Annotated in this window: 15 protein-coding genes; 6 read left to right on the top strand and 9 right to left on the bottom strand. The window is 61.9% G+C overall.

Features of this window, described 5'->3' with window-relative positions; translation table 11 throughout:
* Positions 1-8 precede the first annotated feature (8 nt).
* From trpD to AC3B5Q_RS01920, 3 genes are all read left to right on the top strand, one after another.
* Positions 9-1,058, top strand: coding sequence for an anthranilate phosphoribosyltransferase (gene trpD / locus AC3B5Q_RS01910; protein WP_021782727.1), 1,050 nt, complete (start codon positions 9-11; stop codon positions 1,056-1,058).
* On the top strand, positions 1,055-1,888 hold the full coding sequence (gene trpC, locus AC3B5Q_RS01915) for an indole-3-glycerol phosphate synthase TrpC (RefSeq protein WP_103443394.1): 834 nt from the start codon (positions 1,055-1,057) through the stop codon (positions 1,886-1,888). Before trpD ends, trpC begins: the two co-directional genes overlap by 4 nt.
* Positions 1,889-2,035: 147 nt before the next feature.
* Positions 2,036-2,740 (top strand): lipoate--protein ligase family protein, encoded by a 705-nt coding sequence (locus tag AC3B5Q_RS01920; protein ID WP_021782729.1) that lies wholly within the window; start codon positions 2,036-2,038, stop codon positions 2,738-2,740.
* Here the strand turns inward: AC3B5Q_RS01920 and crp are convergent.
* On the bottom strand, positions 2,737-3,381 hold the full coding sequence (gene crp / locus AC3B5Q_RS01925; RefSeq protein WP_019436724.1) for a cAMP-activated global transcriptional regulator CRP: 645 nt from the start codon (positions 3,379-3,381) through the stop codon (positions 2,737-2,739). The two genes, AC3B5Q_RS01920 and crp, sit on opposite strands and share 4 nt — an antisense overlap.
* Before the next feature lie 191 nt (positions 3,382-3,572).
* Between crp and AC3B5Q_RS01930 the strand changes: the two genes are divergently transcribed.
* Positions 3,573-3,995 (top strand): OsmC family protein, encoded by a 423-nt coding sequence (locus tag AC3B5Q_RS01930; RefSeq protein WP_004376171.1) that lies wholly within the window; start codon positions 3,573-3,575, stop codon positions 3,993-3,995.
* 76 nt (positions 3,996-4,071) lie between these two features.
* Here AC3B5Q_RS01930 and AC3B5Q_RS01935 read toward each other — a convergent pair whose 3' ends face one another.
* From AC3B5Q_RS01935 to hemJ, 6 genes are all read right to left on the bottom strand, one after another.
* On the bottom strand, positions 4,072-5,112 hold the full coding sequence (locus AC3B5Q_RS01935) for a DUF2157 domain-containing protein (protein ID WP_488392805.1): 1,041 nt from the start codon (positions 5,110-5,112) through the stop codon (positions 4,072-4,074).
* Positions 5,113-5,122: 10 nt separating this feature from the next.
* Entirely contained in the window at positions 5,123-5,770 is a 648-nt protein-coding gene (gene coq7, locus AC3B5Q_RS01940; RefSeq protein WP_274101372.1) for a 2-polyprenyl-3-methyl-6-methoxy-1,4-benzoquinone monooxygenase, read from the bottom strand.
* Positions 5,771-5,835: 65 nt separating this feature from the next.
* Positions 5,836-6,174 carry a histidine triad nucleotide-binding protein gene (locus AC3B5Q_RS01945; RefSeq protein WP_003255518.1) on the bottom strand — a complete coding sequence of 113 codons (339 nt, stop codon included), beginning with the start codon at positions 6,172-6,174 and terminating at the stop codon, positions 5,836-5,838.
* Between the two features lie 63 nt (positions 6,175-6,237).
* Positions 6,238-7,020 carry an SDR family NAD(P)-dependent oxidoreductase gene (locus AC3B5Q_RS01950; protein WP_021782732.1) on the bottom strand — a complete coding sequence of 261 codons (783 nt, stop codon included), beginning with the start codon at positions 7,018-7,020 and terminating at the stop codon, positions 6,238-6,240.
* Between the two features lie 67 nt (positions 7,021-7,087).
* Complete coding sequence (locus AC3B5Q_RS01955; protein WP_392472292.1) at positions 7,088-8,044, bottom strand: NAD(P)H-dependent flavin oxidoreductase; 957 nt, start codon at positions 8,042-8,044, stop codon at positions 7,088-7,090.
* Positions 8,045-8,072: 28 nt separating this feature from the next.
* A complete protein-coding gene (hemJ, locus tag AC3B5Q_RS01960) occupies positions 8,073-8,498 on the bottom strand; it encodes a protoporphyrinogen oxidase HemJ (protein WP_021782734.1) in 426 nt (141 codons plus the stop codon).
* A 142-nt stretch (positions 8,499-8,640) separates the two neighbouring features.
* Between hemJ and argC the strand changes: the two genes are divergently transcribed.
* Together argC and erpA are read left to right on the top strand one after the other, a co-directional pair.
* A complete protein-coding gene (argC, locus tag AC3B5Q_RS01965) occupies positions 8,641-9,675 on the top strand; it encodes an N-acetyl-gamma-glutamyl-phosphate reductase (RefSeq protein ID WP_021782735.1) in 1,035 nt (344 codons plus the stop codon).
* A 146-nt stretch (positions 9,676-9,821) separates the two neighbouring features.
* A complete protein-coding gene (gene erpA, locus AC3B5Q_RS01970; protein WP_003255511.1) occupies positions 9,822-10,172 on the top strand; it encodes an iron-sulfur cluster insertion protein ErpA in 351 nt (116 codons plus the stop codon).
* A gap of 61 nt (positions 10,173-10,233) precedes the next feature.
* On the opposite strand, the gene AC3B5Q_RS01975 is transcribed toward erpA, so the two are convergent.
* Complete coding sequence (locus tag AC3B5Q_RS01975) at positions 10,234-11,325, bottom strand: anhydro-N-acetylmuramic acid kinase (protein WP_135192459.1); 1,092 nt, start codon at positions 11,323-11,325, stop codon at positions 10,234-10,236.
* Between the two features lie 3 nt (positions 11,326-11,328).
* Entirely contained in the window at positions 11,329-12,738 is a 1,410-nt protein-coding gene (locus AC3B5Q_RS01980) for a peptidoglycan DD-metalloendopeptidase family protein (RefSeq protein ID WP_021782737.1), read from the bottom strand.
* Positions 12,739-12,915: the final 177 nt, after the last annotated feature.

Consider the following 12,915-nt stretch of genomic DNA (forward strand, 5'->3'; position numbering starts at 1 on the left):
GATCGAACATGGATATCAAGAGTGCGTTGAGCCGTATCGTCGGCCAGCTGGACCTTACTACCGACGAAATGCGCCAGGTCATGCGCCAGATCATGACCGGTCAGTGCAGCGAGGCGCAGATAGGTGCCTTCCTGATGGGCATGCGCATGAAAAGCGAAAGCATCGACGAAATCGTCGGCGCGGTGTCGGTGATGCGTGAGCTGGCCGAAAAGGTCGAGCTGCAAAGCCTTGATGGTGTCGTCGATATTGTCGGTACCGGCGGTGATGGCGCCAACATCTTCAACGTCTCCACCGCTTCGTCCTTCGTCCTGGCGGCGGCGGGCTGCCCGGTGGCCAAGCACGGTAACCGCGCGGTATCGGGCAAGAGCGGCAGTGCCGACTTGCTGGAAGCTGCCGGCATCTACCTGAACCTGACGCCAACTCAAGTGGCGCGCTGCATCGACAGCCTGGGCATCGGTTTCATGTTTGCGCAAAGTCACCACTCGGCCATGAAGCACGCCGCAGGCCCGCGTCGAGAACTGGGGTTGCGCACCCTGTTCAATATGCTCGGCCCGCTTACGAATCCGGCCGGAGTGAAGCACCAGGTGGTCGGTGTGTTCGCGCAAGCCCTTTGCCGCCCGCTGGCTGAGGTGCTGCAGCGTCTGGGTAGCAAGCATGTGCTGGTAGTGCACTCGAAGGATGGCCTGGACGAGTTCAGCCTGGCCGCACCCACCTTTGTCGCTGAACTGAAAAACGACGAAATTACTGAATATTGGGTCGAGCCGGAAGACCTCGGCATTAAGAGTCAGAGCCTTCATGGCCTGGCTGTCGAGAGCCCGCAGGCTTCGCTGGAGTTGATCCGCGATGCGCTGGGCCGGCGCAAGACCGAGAACGGCCAGAAGGCCGCCGAGATGATCGTGCTTAATGCTGGCGCGGCGCTGTATGCCGCTGACCATGCCATGAGCCTGAAAGCCGGTGTAGAACTGGCCCATGATGTACTGCACACCGGCCTGGCCTGGGAGAAGCTGCAGGAATTGGGCGCCTTTACTGCAGTATTCAAGGTGGAGAACGAAGCATGAGTGTGCCGACGGTGCTGGAAAGGATCATTGCTCGCAAGTTTCAAGAAGTGGCCGAGCGTAGTGCACGCGTCAGCTTCGCCGAACTGGAAGGTCTGGCCAAGGCCGCCGACGCCCCGCGAGGCTTCGCCAACGCGCTGATCGAGCAGGCCAAACGCAAGCAGCCAGCGGTGATTGCCGAAATCAAGAAGGCTTCGCCAAGCAAGGGCGTGATCCGTGAGCACTTCGTGCCGGCGGAAATCGCGGTCAGCTACGAGAAGGGCGGGGCCACCTGCCTGTCGGTGCTGACCGATGTCGATTATTTCCAGGGAGCCGATGAGTACTTGCAGCAGGCCCGCGCAGCGGTTTCGCTGCCGGTGATCCGCAAGGACTTCATGGTCGACCCTTACCAGATCGTCGAAGCCCGGGCCCTGGGGGCAGACTGCGTACTGCTGATCGTGTCGGCGCTGGATGACGTGAAGATGGCTGAGCTGGCCGCCACTGCCAAGGACGTCGGCCTCGACGTGCTGGTAGAAGTGCACGATGGCGATGAACTGGAGCGCGCGCTGAAAACCCTGGATACACCGCTGGTGGGGGTGAACAACCGCAACCTGCATACTTTCGAGGTCAGCCTGGAAACCACCCTCGACCTGCTGCCGCGCATTCCGCGTGACCGTCTGGCGATTACCGAAAGCGGTATTCTCAACCGGGCCGATGTGGAGCTGATGGCAATCAACGAGGTTTACTCGTTCCTGGTGGGGGAGGCGTTCATGCGCGCCGAGCAGCCTGGCCTGGAATTACAGCGGCTGTTCTTCCCCGAGCAGGTGAAGAAGACTGTTCAGCAACTGGACTGATCAAATGAAGCCGGCGTTTTTGCCGGCTTTTTTGTACCTGTAATGGCCTCTTCGCCGGCAAGCCCGCCCCTACACGGGTACGCGTCCTGTTGTGGGAGCGGGTTTACCCGCGAAGAGGCCGGTGAAAACAACAAAATAGGTGGATCAATGACCGATCAACCCTTGGCCCTGAGCGTCGAACAAGGCCTGCACGCCGAACAGGAATTGCTGGCCGCCGTCTGCCGTGGCGAGCGTGACAGTGGCGTGCTGTTCTGGCGCCCGACCGACCACGCGCTGGTCATGCCTCGGCGCATGAGCCGGCTGGGCAACTTCGAGGTCGCCTGCGCGGAATTGGCTATTGCTGGCTGGCCGGTGCTGCTGCGAGAAACCGGCGGTGAGCCGGTGCCTCAGTCGCACTCGACAGTGAACGTTGCACTGGTCTACGCCGCGCCGCGTAGTGAAGGTGACCACGGCCGTATCGAAAATGCCTACGAGCGCCTGTGTCTGCCGCTGTGCGATGTGCTGCGCGAGTGGGGAGGGGTAGCATCAGTCGGGGAAATTGACGGGGCCTTCTGCGATGGCCGCTACAACGTCAACCTCAATGGCCGCAAACTGGTGGGTACCGCCCAGCGCTGGCGTCAGGGCCTGGGTGGCAAGCGCCCGGTGGTGCTGGTGCACGGTGCCCTGCTGCTGGACAACGAGCGCGAGTCGATGGTGGCGGCGGTCAACCGCTTCAACGAGTGCTGCGAGCTGGAGCAACGCTGTCGCGCTGATGCGCACATCGCCTTGCACGAAGTAGCGCCGGCAGCACCCTGGTTCGAGCGCCTTTCGCAGGCCTACGCCAAGGTACTGGCCGAGTTGCCCAAGGACTAGCGGGTACCGTAGACCACCATGGTCTTACCCTTGACCTGCACCAGGCTGCGTTCCTCCAAATCCTTTAGAACGCGGCCGACCATTTCCCGGGAGCAACCGACGATTCGGCCGATTTCCTGACGGGTAATCTTGATCTGCATGCCATCGGGGTGGGTCATGGCGTCGGGCTGCTTGCACAGCTCCAGCAGGCAACGGGCAACTCGCCCGGTCACGTCGAAAAATGCCAAATCGCCAACCTTGCGCGTAGTGTTGCGCAGGCGCTGGGCCATTTGACTGCCCAGGGCGTAGAGGATTTCAGGGTCCTGGCGCGCCAGTTCGCGAAACTTTTCGTAGCTGATTTCGGCCACTTCGCATTCGGTCTTGGCGCGTACCCAGGCACTGCGCTGCTGCTCGCCATCAACGGGCTCGAACAGGCCTAGCTCGCCAAAGAAATCGCCATTGTTGAGGTAGGCGATGATCATTTCATGGCCGTCATCGTCCTCGATGAGGATGGTGACCGAACCCTTGATGATGAACGACAGTGTCTCGGCCCGGTCGCCGGCGCAGATGATATTGCTTTTGGCGGTGTAGCGGCGGCGCTGGCAGTGCACCAGCAGCTTGTCGATGTTCTTTATCTTGGCGGGTAGGGCGGAGGCAACCATCACGAAATCCTGTTCGATATGACGCATAAGCTTTTTATAGAGGTTGGCTGACGGAGGGCGCCAGTCATTTGGCGCCAGCTTATCAGACACTACAGGATGTTTCGGTACTAAACCGACACATCTCGTGCTTTTCCCACAGCCGCACAAGGTCTAAGCTGACACCCTTTTCCGAAAATCAGGAGTCCGGGTAGATGAAGGCACGTATCCAGTGGGCCGGTGAGGCAATGTTCCTCGGCGAATCGGGGAGCGGCCATGTCGTCGTGATGGACGGCCCGCCCGAGGCCGGCGGCCGCAACCTGGGCGTGCGACCGATGGAAATGCTGTTGCTGGGCCTGGGTGGCTGCAGCAGCTTTGACGTGGTGAGCATTCTGAAGAAGTCGCGCCAGGCAGTGGAAAGCTGTGAGGCATTTCTTGAAGCGGAGCGCGCCAGCGAAGACCCCAAGGTGTTCACCAAGATTCACATGAACTTCGTGGTTAAAGGGCGTGGGCTGAAAGAAGCGCAGGTCAAGCGGGCGGTGGAGCTGTCGGCGGAAAAGTACTGCTCGGCTTCGATCATGCTTGAGCGTGCCGGGGTTGAGATTACCCATGGGTATGAAATCGTAGAGCTGGGTTAAGGCTGAGATTCCGGCGCCGCTTTGCAGCCCTTGAGGGAGCGGGTGAAGCCGCTCCCACATACTGCCCGGCCGACCTTCAGTTGCGCAGCGCCGGAAGGGCCATTCGCAACCATTGCGGAAGATTGCTTCTTAGCGCCTGGCTCAACCGCTCCCGGCGCTTTTGGTAAACCAGGCCAAGCCAGATAACCCCCAGCCCGATCATGGTTAGCACCACCGGGAACAGCAACGACTGGGCAAACACCTCGTACGACAGATATCCCAGATAAGCCGCCACCCCCAGTGCACCAAACACCATGAACACCGGCCGGCGCAGCAGTACCGCCATGCCCATCAGCGCAATGTTGATCAGGCAGTACAGGGCCTTGCCCAACTCACTGCCGCTGTCCAGCAGCGTCAACCCGCCCCAGAATGCTGCCAGCCCGGCGAGGTAACCCCAACGGGCGTAGTCCTCACGCGTGCGGCCGTCTATCACGAGGAAAACCACCAGCAAGCCCAGCCCAAACCACAGGGATACCTGGCGACGCTGCTCCCAACTGAACGGGGAGCCGAAGAACCACTCGCTAAGGTCCATCGACATGAACCACAAGGCCACGGCGATTGGCATGACAACGAACGGGTAGGGGATCAGCCGAAGCATTAGCAGCCCGGCAAGCACCGTGGCTGCTTCCATCGCCAGCCAGCCACCCTGCACGTAGGTGTAGTACTGGTGGTAGTCGGCCTGCGCATCGTCCAGTGGCCACCAGCCGAGCATGCGTTCGATAGCGAATACCGCCAGCGGCACGATGCTGACGGCTACTGCTGCCAGCACGCCAGCGGCGACGGGCTGGGCGCGGCGTTGCAGATTGAGGGCGAACAAGGTGATCAGCAGGATATAGAGGCTGGCGATGATCAACAGCGCGCTGTCACCGATGCTCATCCAGGCCTCGGTGAGCAACCAGCCCATTGCCGCCATGATCAGCATGGCGCCAAAGTAGAAGGCAACATGGGCCAGCTGAAAGCTGCCACGTGGTGTGGGCTGCTGGCGCAGGAATGCCAACAGGCTTTGGTCCTGGCCTGGTTGGAGAATGCCTGCTTGCACGGCGCGCGCCAGGTCCTTGGCGTCGAATCGATCCGTCATGGTGATGCCTTCAGATGCGGTATGTGCTTTTGGTCATGACCTTGGCCAGCAAGCTCATGCCAAAGCGGACGGGGGCCGGGAAGCGATAACCACCGGCCTCCAGTGCAGACTCGGCGTGCTGCTCTTCGTCGATGCGCATTTGCTCGAGAATGGCCCGGGATTTTTCATCTTCGTGCGGGAGCTGCTCCAGGTGCTCGTCGAGGTGCTTGCACACCTGATGTTCGGTAGCGGCGACGAAGCCCAGGCTGACCTTGTCGCTGACCAGCCCGGCCAGTGCGCCAATGCCGAACGACATGCCGTAGAACAGAGGGTTGAGCACGCTCGGGTGGCTGTTCAGCTGGCGAATGCGCTGTTCGCACCAGGCCAGGTGGTCGATTTCTTCCTCAGCGGCATGCTCCATGGCCTTGCGCACTTCCGGCAACTTGGCGGTCAGGGCCTGGCCTTGGTACAACGCCTGGGCGCAGACTTCACCGGTATGGTTGATGCGCATCAGCCCGGCAATATGACGGGCCTGTTGCTCGTCCAGGTCAGCGTCTGGCTGGATGATGGCCGGCGATGGCCGGGCGGGTTGGCCGCTGAATGGCAGCAAGGTGCGCATGGCAGTATCGGCCTGCAGCAACAAGCGGTCGAGCGGCGAGTAGTGACGTTCGGTAGCCATCGGGCACCTCCGCAAGAATGTGCCCGACAGTTTACCGCAATAGCGGCGGGGTCGCTTGCCGTGGGTCAGCCCGGTGGCCAGTTCATCTGGCGCTGGCCAAGCACGTGCATATGGATGTGGTAGACGGTCTGGCCGCCTTTGGGGTTGCAGTTCATGACCACGCGGAAACCTTCCTCGCAGCCTTGTTCGACAGCCAGGCGCTGGGCGGTGAACAGGATGTGGCCAGCCAGGGCCTTGTCTTCTTCGGTCAGGTCATTGAGGGTGCGAATGTGCTTTTTCGGGATGACCAGAAAATGTACCGGTGCCGCGGGTGCAATGTCCTTGAAGGCCAGGATCTGGTCGTCTTCATAGATGATATCTGCCGGGATTTCCCGGTTGATGATTTTGAGGAATAGATCGTCCACAGCACTTGCTCCATGGTGAGGGTCGGGCCGAGTTTACTCAGCCGGGCGCCGCTCGCCCAGTGGCTATTCCATGCCTAAGGGGCAATAGCGGCGGTGGATGGCCCCGGCCAGCTTGCGCACCAGCCAGCGCGGCAACAGCCGCGGGGCGAACGCCAGCCAGCGGTTGCGCCGACCGGGCATGATCAGCGCGCGGTTCTTGTCCAGTGCCCGCACGGTGTACAGCGCCACTTCCTCTGGGCTGAGACAGCGCGGCTTGCCATCGAGCCGCGCAATGCGCCTGCGTGCGGAGCGTACTGGGCCAGGGCACAGTACCGAGACCTTGATGCCGGTGCGTTTCAGTTCTTCGCGCAGGGCCTGGGAAAAGCTCAAAACGTAGGCCTTGCTGGCGGCATAGGCGGCCATCCATGGGCCAGGCGCCACCCCGGCCAGGCCGGCGACGTTGAGAATCTGCCCGCCACCCTGCACAGCCATCAGGTTACCGATGGCGTGGCACAGGCGGCTCAGGGCCAGCACGTTGACCTCCAGCAGGTCTTGTTCGTCGGCCCATTCATGGGCCAGGAACGGCCCATAGGTGCGCAAGCCCGCGCAGTTGACCAGCAAATCGATACGCCGCTCACCTTCTTCCAGCTCTAGCACGAAGCCTGAAAGGCGCAACGGCTGACTGAGGTCGCAGGCGCGGAACAGCACCTCGACACCAAAACGCTGGGTCAGCTCCATGGCGACAGGCTCCAGCGTTTCTCGTTGGCGTGCCACCAGGATCAGGTTGCGCCCGCGCCGTGCCAGCGCTTCCGCCAAGGCCAGGCCCAGGCCGCTGGAAGCACCAGTGATCATGGCGTAACGGGTCATGCAAGGCTCCTGGGGGCGGAAGAGGGCGCCTAGTGTACAACTTGCCCGTGCAAGGTGTTGCCTTTTGCTACAAGGTGCTGGCGCGCAAAACCTGGCAGCGTTCCAGGGCTTGTCGGTACTCGCCATGCAGGCGCTCGATCAATGCGCTGGCGCTGGGCAGGTCATGGATGGCTCCGACGCCCTGGCCCGCTGACCATACGGTCTTCCAGGCCTTGGCTTCGTCATCGATTGGCTTGAGCTTGCCTTGCACCTGCCCCCCCTTGAGGGCGTTCATGTCGTAGCCGGCCTGCTCCAGGCTCTGGCGCAGGAAGCTGGCTGGGATGCCGGACACCACTGGGGTGTGGATGATGTCGGCGGCATGGGCATCCAGCAGCATCTGTTTGTAGGCGCCCTGGGCCTGGCTTTCTGTGGTGGCTATGAAGCGCGTGCCCATGTACGCCAGGTCCGCCCCCAGCAGTTGTGCGGCCAGGATTTCGTGGCCGTGGTTGATGCAGCCAGCCAGCAACAGGGTCTTGTCGAAGAACTGGCGAATTTCTGCGGCCAGGGCGAACGGGCTCCAGGTGCCGGCATGGCCGCCTGCGCCTGCGGCGACGGCGATAAGGCCATCGACACCGGCTTCGGCTGCTTTCTCGGCATGCCGGCGGGTGGTGACATCGTGGAGGACCAGGCCGCCGTAGCCGTGTACGGCATCGACCACTTCCTTTACTGCCCCCAGGCTGGTGATAACGATTGGTACACGGTGTGCGACGCACAAAGCCAAGTCGGCCTGCAGGCGCGGGTTGGTCGGGTGGACGATCAGGTTGACAGCGTAGGGCGCTGGCGCCTGCAGTTGAGCCAGGCCTGCCTCGATCTCTTCCAGCCAAGCCTTGAAGCCAGCGCTGTCGCGTTGGTTCAGGGCCGGGAAACTGCCAACCACGCCGCTGGCGCAGCAGGCCAGCACCAGTTGGGGGTTGGAAATGAGGAACATCGGCGCGGCAACCACGGGCAGCCGCAGGCGTTGCTCGAGCGAGGCAGGTAGCGACATGGCAAGGCTCCTTGAGCGGGGGGCTATGTCAGAACGGTTTCACCACCACCAGAATGACGATACCCAGCAGGATCAGCACGGGCACTTCGTTGAACCAGCGATAGTAGACGTGGCTGCGGGTGTTGGTGCCATTGGCGAAGCGTTTGCGCTGGGCACCGCACACATGATGGTAGCCGGTCAGCAGGATGACCAGGGTGAGCTTGGCATGCAGCCACCCCTGGCTCAGCCAGCCGGGATTGAGGTACAGCATCCAGGCGCCAAAGACGTAGGTGGCGATCATCGCCGGGTTCATGATGCCGCGATACAGCTTGCGCTCCATGGTCACGAAGCGTTCCTGGCTGATGCTGTCCTGGCTCTGGGCGTGGTAGACGAACAGCCTGGGCAGGTAGAACAGGCCGGCGAACCAGCAGACCACGCTGACGATATGCAGCGCTTTGATCCATAGGTAAAGCATGGAGGGAGTTCCTTCAGGTAATCACGGTCGTCAGATAGTAGTGGTCAAGCGCCCGAAGGGTCACCCGAAGAGTTGTTACAGGCGCCCCGCGCCCCTATTATCGTGCGCTTTCCAGACGGCTCGTTGATAAGGGGCAAGCGTTATGATCAAGGTCGGTATCGTCGGCGGCACGGGTTACACCGGCGTCGAACTGTTGCGTCTGCTGGCACAGCATCCACAGGCCGAAGTGGCGGTCATCACTTCGCGCTCCGAGGCGGGCGTGGCGGTGGCGGACATGTACCCGAACCTGCGCGGCCATTATGACGGGTTGGCGTTCAGCGTGCCGGACAGCAAGGCTCTGGCCGCCTGCGATGTGGTGTTCTTCGCCACGCCGCATGGTGTTGCCCACGCCCTGGCTGGTGAGCTGCTGGCGGCCGGCACCAAGGTGATCGACCTGTCGGCCGACTTCCGCCTGCAGGATGCCGCCGAGTGGGGCAAGTGGTACGGTCAGCCGCATGGCGCGCCAGAGCTGCTCAAGGACGCTGTGTATGGCCTGCCTGAAGTCAACCGCGAGAAGATCCGCCAGGCACGCCTGATCGCTGTGCCGGGTTGCTATCCGACCGCCACCCAGCTGGGCTTCCTGCCGCTGCTGGAAGCAGGGCTGGCTGACCCATCGCGCCTGATCGCCGACTGCAAGTCGGGCGTCAGCGGTGCAGGCCGCGGTGCGGCTGTGGGCTCGCTGTTCTGCGAAGCCGGCGAAAGCATGAAAGCATACGCGGTAAAGGGTCATCGCCACCTGCCGGAGATCAGCCAGGGCTTGCGCCTGGCCGCGGGCAAGGACATCGGGCTGACTTTCGTGCCGCATCTGACGCCAATGATCCGCGGCATCCATGCCACCCTGTACGCGAATGTGGTCGATACCTCGGTCGACCTGCAGGCCCTGTACGAGAAGCGCTACGCCGACGAACCGTTCGTCGACGTGATGCCAGCTGGCAGCCACCCGGAAACCCGCAGCGTGCGCGGCGCCAACGTTTGTCGCATTGCGGTTCATCGCCCGCAGGGTGGTGACCTGGTGGTGGTGCTGTCGGTGATCGACAACCTGGTCAAGGGCGCCTCCGGCCAGGCGGTACAGAACCTCAACATTCTGTTCGGCCTGGATGAGCGCATGGGCCTGTCCCATGCCGGCTTGCTGCCGTAAGCAGCCAGCGTTCGAAAAGGCCCGCGTCGTGCGGGCCTTTTTGTATGTCGCGACTAAAGCCGCACAATTCTTGACCGATTTTCTCGGGAAAGCGGATAATGCGCGTCATCGAGTTTTATGGCGGCTACCGCGCCGGGAGAATCAACATGAGTGTCGAAACCTTCACCCCTACCGGCCTGGAGTTCACCCATGGGGCAGCCCAGAAGGTGAAAAACCTGGTCAATGAGGAAGGCAATGAACGTCTGAAACTGCGGGTGTTCGTGACCGGTGGTGGTTGCTCGGGCTTCCAGTATGGCTTTACGTTTGATGAGGATGTGGCCGAAGATGACACCATCGTCGAGCGCGAGGGCGTTTCCCTGGTGGTCGACCCGATGAGCTTCCAGTACCTGGCCGGCGCCGAAGTGGACTACCAGGAAGGCCTGGAAGGCTCGCGTTTCGTGATCAAGAATCCGAATGCCGCCACCACCTGTGGTTGCGGCTCGTCGTTCTCGATCTAAGGCTTCGCCAGAAAGCAAAACGCCGCGCAATTGCGCGGCGTTTTGATTTCCGGCGAAGCGGTCATGCCGGGTAGATCGCGCCCAGTATGCGCAACCCTTTGGCCGCAGTGACGGTGGGGCGGTTGGCAGCGATGCCTTCCAGACAGCAATGGGCCAACCAGGCAAAGGCCATGGCCTCGACCCAGTCCGGGTCCACGCCATGGGCACCAGTGCTGGCGACATGGGCGTCGGGTAGCAACTGACCGAGGCGGGCCATCAGCGCTCCGTTACGTGCGCCGCCACCACATACAAGAAGCGCCTCGGTGCCTTGCTGGGCGTTGCTCAACGAGTCGATGATGCTTCGAGCGGTCAGATCCAACAGTGTCGCCTGTACGTCTTCGTCGCGGTAAACGGGTAGGCGGGCCAGGTGGGCATCCAGCCAGGGCAGGTTGAATACCTCGCGGCCGGTGCTCTTCGGGCCGCTGCCGGCGAAGAACGGGTCGCGGAGCAATGCACTGAGCAGGCCCGCTTGAACCACCCCAGAAGCCGCCCAGGCACCATCCTTATCGTAGGCCAGGCCAAGTTTGCGCTCGATCCAGGCATCCAGCAGCACGTTACCAGGACCGCAGTCGAAGCCGTGCACCGGTTTATCCTGTTCGATCAGGCTCAGGTTGCTGAAGCCGCCCACGTTCAGTATTGCCAGTCGCTGGCCAAGGTGGTTGAACAGGGTTTCGTGGAAGGCGGGCACCAGCGGCGCACCTTGGCCACCGGCTGCCACATCGCGGCGGCGGAAGTCGGCGACCACGCTGATGCCGGTAAGCTCGGCGAGCAACGCCGGGTTGCCGATCTGCACAGTAAAACCACGTGCCGGTTCATGGCGGATGGTCTGACCGTGGCTGCCAATGGCGCGGATGGCGTCCGCTTTCAGGCCTTGGCGAGCCAGCAACTGGTGGATACCTTCGCCTGCCAGGCTGGCCCAGCGGTTTTCCGCCAATGCCGCACGTGCGATCTCGTCAGGGCCGCTGCTGCACAGGGCAAGCAGCTCCTGACGCAAGTCGTCGGGCATTGGCAGGTAATGGGTGGCGAGCAGCTCAGGCTGCTCGCCTTGTTCGATCAGGGCAATGTCCAGGCCATCGAGGCTGGTGCCGGACATCACCCCCAGATAGAGCGCCATGGCTTAGCGCTTGTTCGCTGCGAGCATGGTTGCCTTTTCCTGGTCCATACGGGCAATCAGTGGTTGGCTCTGCTGCAGGAAGCGCTGGCGCTCGTTTCTGGCGATCGGGTCGGCCATCGGCACTTTCTGGCTCAGCGGGTCGACGTGCACACCGTTGACCTGAAACTCGTAGTGCAGGTGCGGTCCGGTGGACAGGCCAGTGGTGCCGATATAGCCAATGATCTGGCCCTGCTTGACCGTGCTGCCAGTCTTGATGCCCTTGGCGAAGCCCTGCATGTGGCCGTACAGCGTCTTGTAACGGTTCCCGTGCTGGATAATCACGGTATTACCGTAGCCACCTCGGCGACCGGCCAGCTCGATACGGCCGTCACCAGCTGCCTTGATCGGCGTACCGCGGGGAGCTGCGTAGTCGACACCCTTGTGGGCGCGGATCTTGTTCAGGATCGGGTGTTTGCGGCCGGCGGAAAAGCGTGAGCTGATGCGGGCGAAGTCGACCGGGGTACGGATGAAGGCCTTGCGCAGGCTGTTGCCGTCGGCGGTGTAGTAGCTCGTGTTGCCCTGCTTGTTGGTATAGCGCACGGCGGTGTAGGTCTTGCCGCGGTTGGTGAAGCGGGCGGACAGGATATTGCCGGTGCCGACGACCTTGCCGTCCATCACTTTCTGCTCATAGACCACGTCGAATTCGTCGCCCGGGCGAATGTCCTGAGCGAAGTCGATGTCGTAACCCAGCACGCGGGCCAGGCTCATGGTCGTGCTGTGGGACAGGCCGGCGCGCTGGGCCGATGCCGACAGCGAACTCTTGATCACACCGTGGGCATAGGCGGTACGCACCACCGGCTTGATGATGTCCCGATTGAAGGTGTAGCCCTTGGCGGTCTTGGTCAGGTGAATGGTTTCGAGGCTGCTGACCTTGCTGCTCAGGCTGGCCAGTTGGCCATCCTTGTCGAGCTCGAACTGCAGCACTTGGCCGTGCTTGAGCTGGCTGAACTGCTTGGCCTGCTTGTTACTTGCCAGCACGTCATGCACTGCATTGGCCGGCAGGCCAACCTTGGCGAACAGGGTTGACAGTGTATCGCCACGGGCCACGGTGATCTCGCGGTGGCCTGGTGCTTTGGCAGGTTCGGCGGCCGGGGCTTTCTGTTCGGCCTTCTGAGTCTCGGGGGCAGCGTCTTCGATCTGGGCGAAAGGCGATGTTTGCCCGTCTTCTGCCTGCACCAGCGGCGCAGCACGTGACTCGCCTTTAAGCTGCTCGGCAGGGCTCTCCAGCTCGAGGTTGAGGGTGGTTTTCTTGGCTTCCACTTCGCTGGATGGAAACACTAGCAGAGCCAAGCTGAGCAGGGCGGCAATGCCGCTGGCGGCCAACAGATGGCTTTTCGGATAAAGCGGGGGCGCTTTAGGCGGTTCGTTGGTCATAGGCAAGGTGACTTTGAAAAAGTGAAATGGAAAAGATGAATGACATGATGAAGATGAAATAACTGTATAAAATATAACCAAATCCATTTTCACGCAAGGGCGCGTAGACGCCGCAAGCCTGTGCCCGGGTCACATTCCTTTGCGAAACTTGTATTTGACGGCCGATCTTGTATGGTT

It is taken from the genome of Pseudomonas sp. D5(2026), from assembly GCF_057766845.1.

Coding starts and splice junctions, on each gene's coding strand:
- trpD (WP_021782727.1), top strand. CDS start 9: ATGGATATCAAGAGTGCGTTGAGCCGTATCGTCGGCCAGCTGGACCTT.
- trpC (WP_103443394.1), top strand. CDS start 1,055: ATGAGTGTGCCGACGGTGCTGGAAAGGATCATTGCTCGCAAGTTTCAA.
- AC3B5Q_RS01920 (WP_021782729.1), top strand. CDS start 2,036: ATGACCGATCAACCCTTGGCCCTGAGCGTCGAACAAGGCCTGCACGCC.
- crp (WP_019436724.1), bottom strand. CDS start 3,381: ATGGTTGCCTCCGCCCTACCCGCCAAGATAAAGAACATCGACAAGCTG.
- AC3B5Q_RS01930 (WP_004376171.1), top strand. CDS start 3,573: ATGAAGGCACGTATCCAGTGGGCCGGTGAGGCAATGTTCCTCGGCGAA.
- AC3B5Q_RS01935 (WP_488392805.1), bottom strand. CDS start 5,112: ATGACGGATCGATTCGACGCCAAGGACCTGGCGCGCGCCGTGCAAGCA.
- coq7 (WP_274101372.1), bottom strand. CDS start 5,770: ATGGCTACCGAACGTCACTACTCGCCGCTCGACCGCTTGTTGCTGCAG.
- AC3B5Q_RS01950 (WP_021782732.1), bottom strand. CDS start 7,020: ATGACCCGTTACGCCATGATCACTGGTGCTTCCAGCGGCCTGGGCCTG.
- AC3B5Q_RS01955 (WP_392472292.1), bottom strand. CDS start 8,044: ATGTCGCTACCTGCCTCGCTCGAGCAACGCCTGCGGCTGCCCGTGGTT.
- hemJ (WP_021782734.1), bottom strand. CDS start 8,498: ATGCTTTACCTATGGATCAAAGCGCTGCATATCGTCAGCGTGGTCTGC.
- argC (WP_021782735.1), top strand. CDS start 8,641: ATGATCAAGGTCGGTATCGTCGGCGGCACGGGTTACACCGGCGTCGAA.
- erpA (WP_003255511.1), top strand. CDS start 9,822: ATGAGTGTCGAAACCTTCACCCCTACCGGCCTGGAGTTCACCCATGGG.
- AC3B5Q_RS01975 (WP_135192459.1), bottom strand. CDS start 11,325: ATGGCGCTCTATCTGGGGGTGATGTCCGGCACCAGCCTCGATGGCCTG.
- AC3B5Q_RS01980 (WP_021782737.1), bottom strand. CDS start 12,738: ATGACCAACGAACCGCCTAAAGCGCCCCCGCTTTATCCGAAAAGCCAT.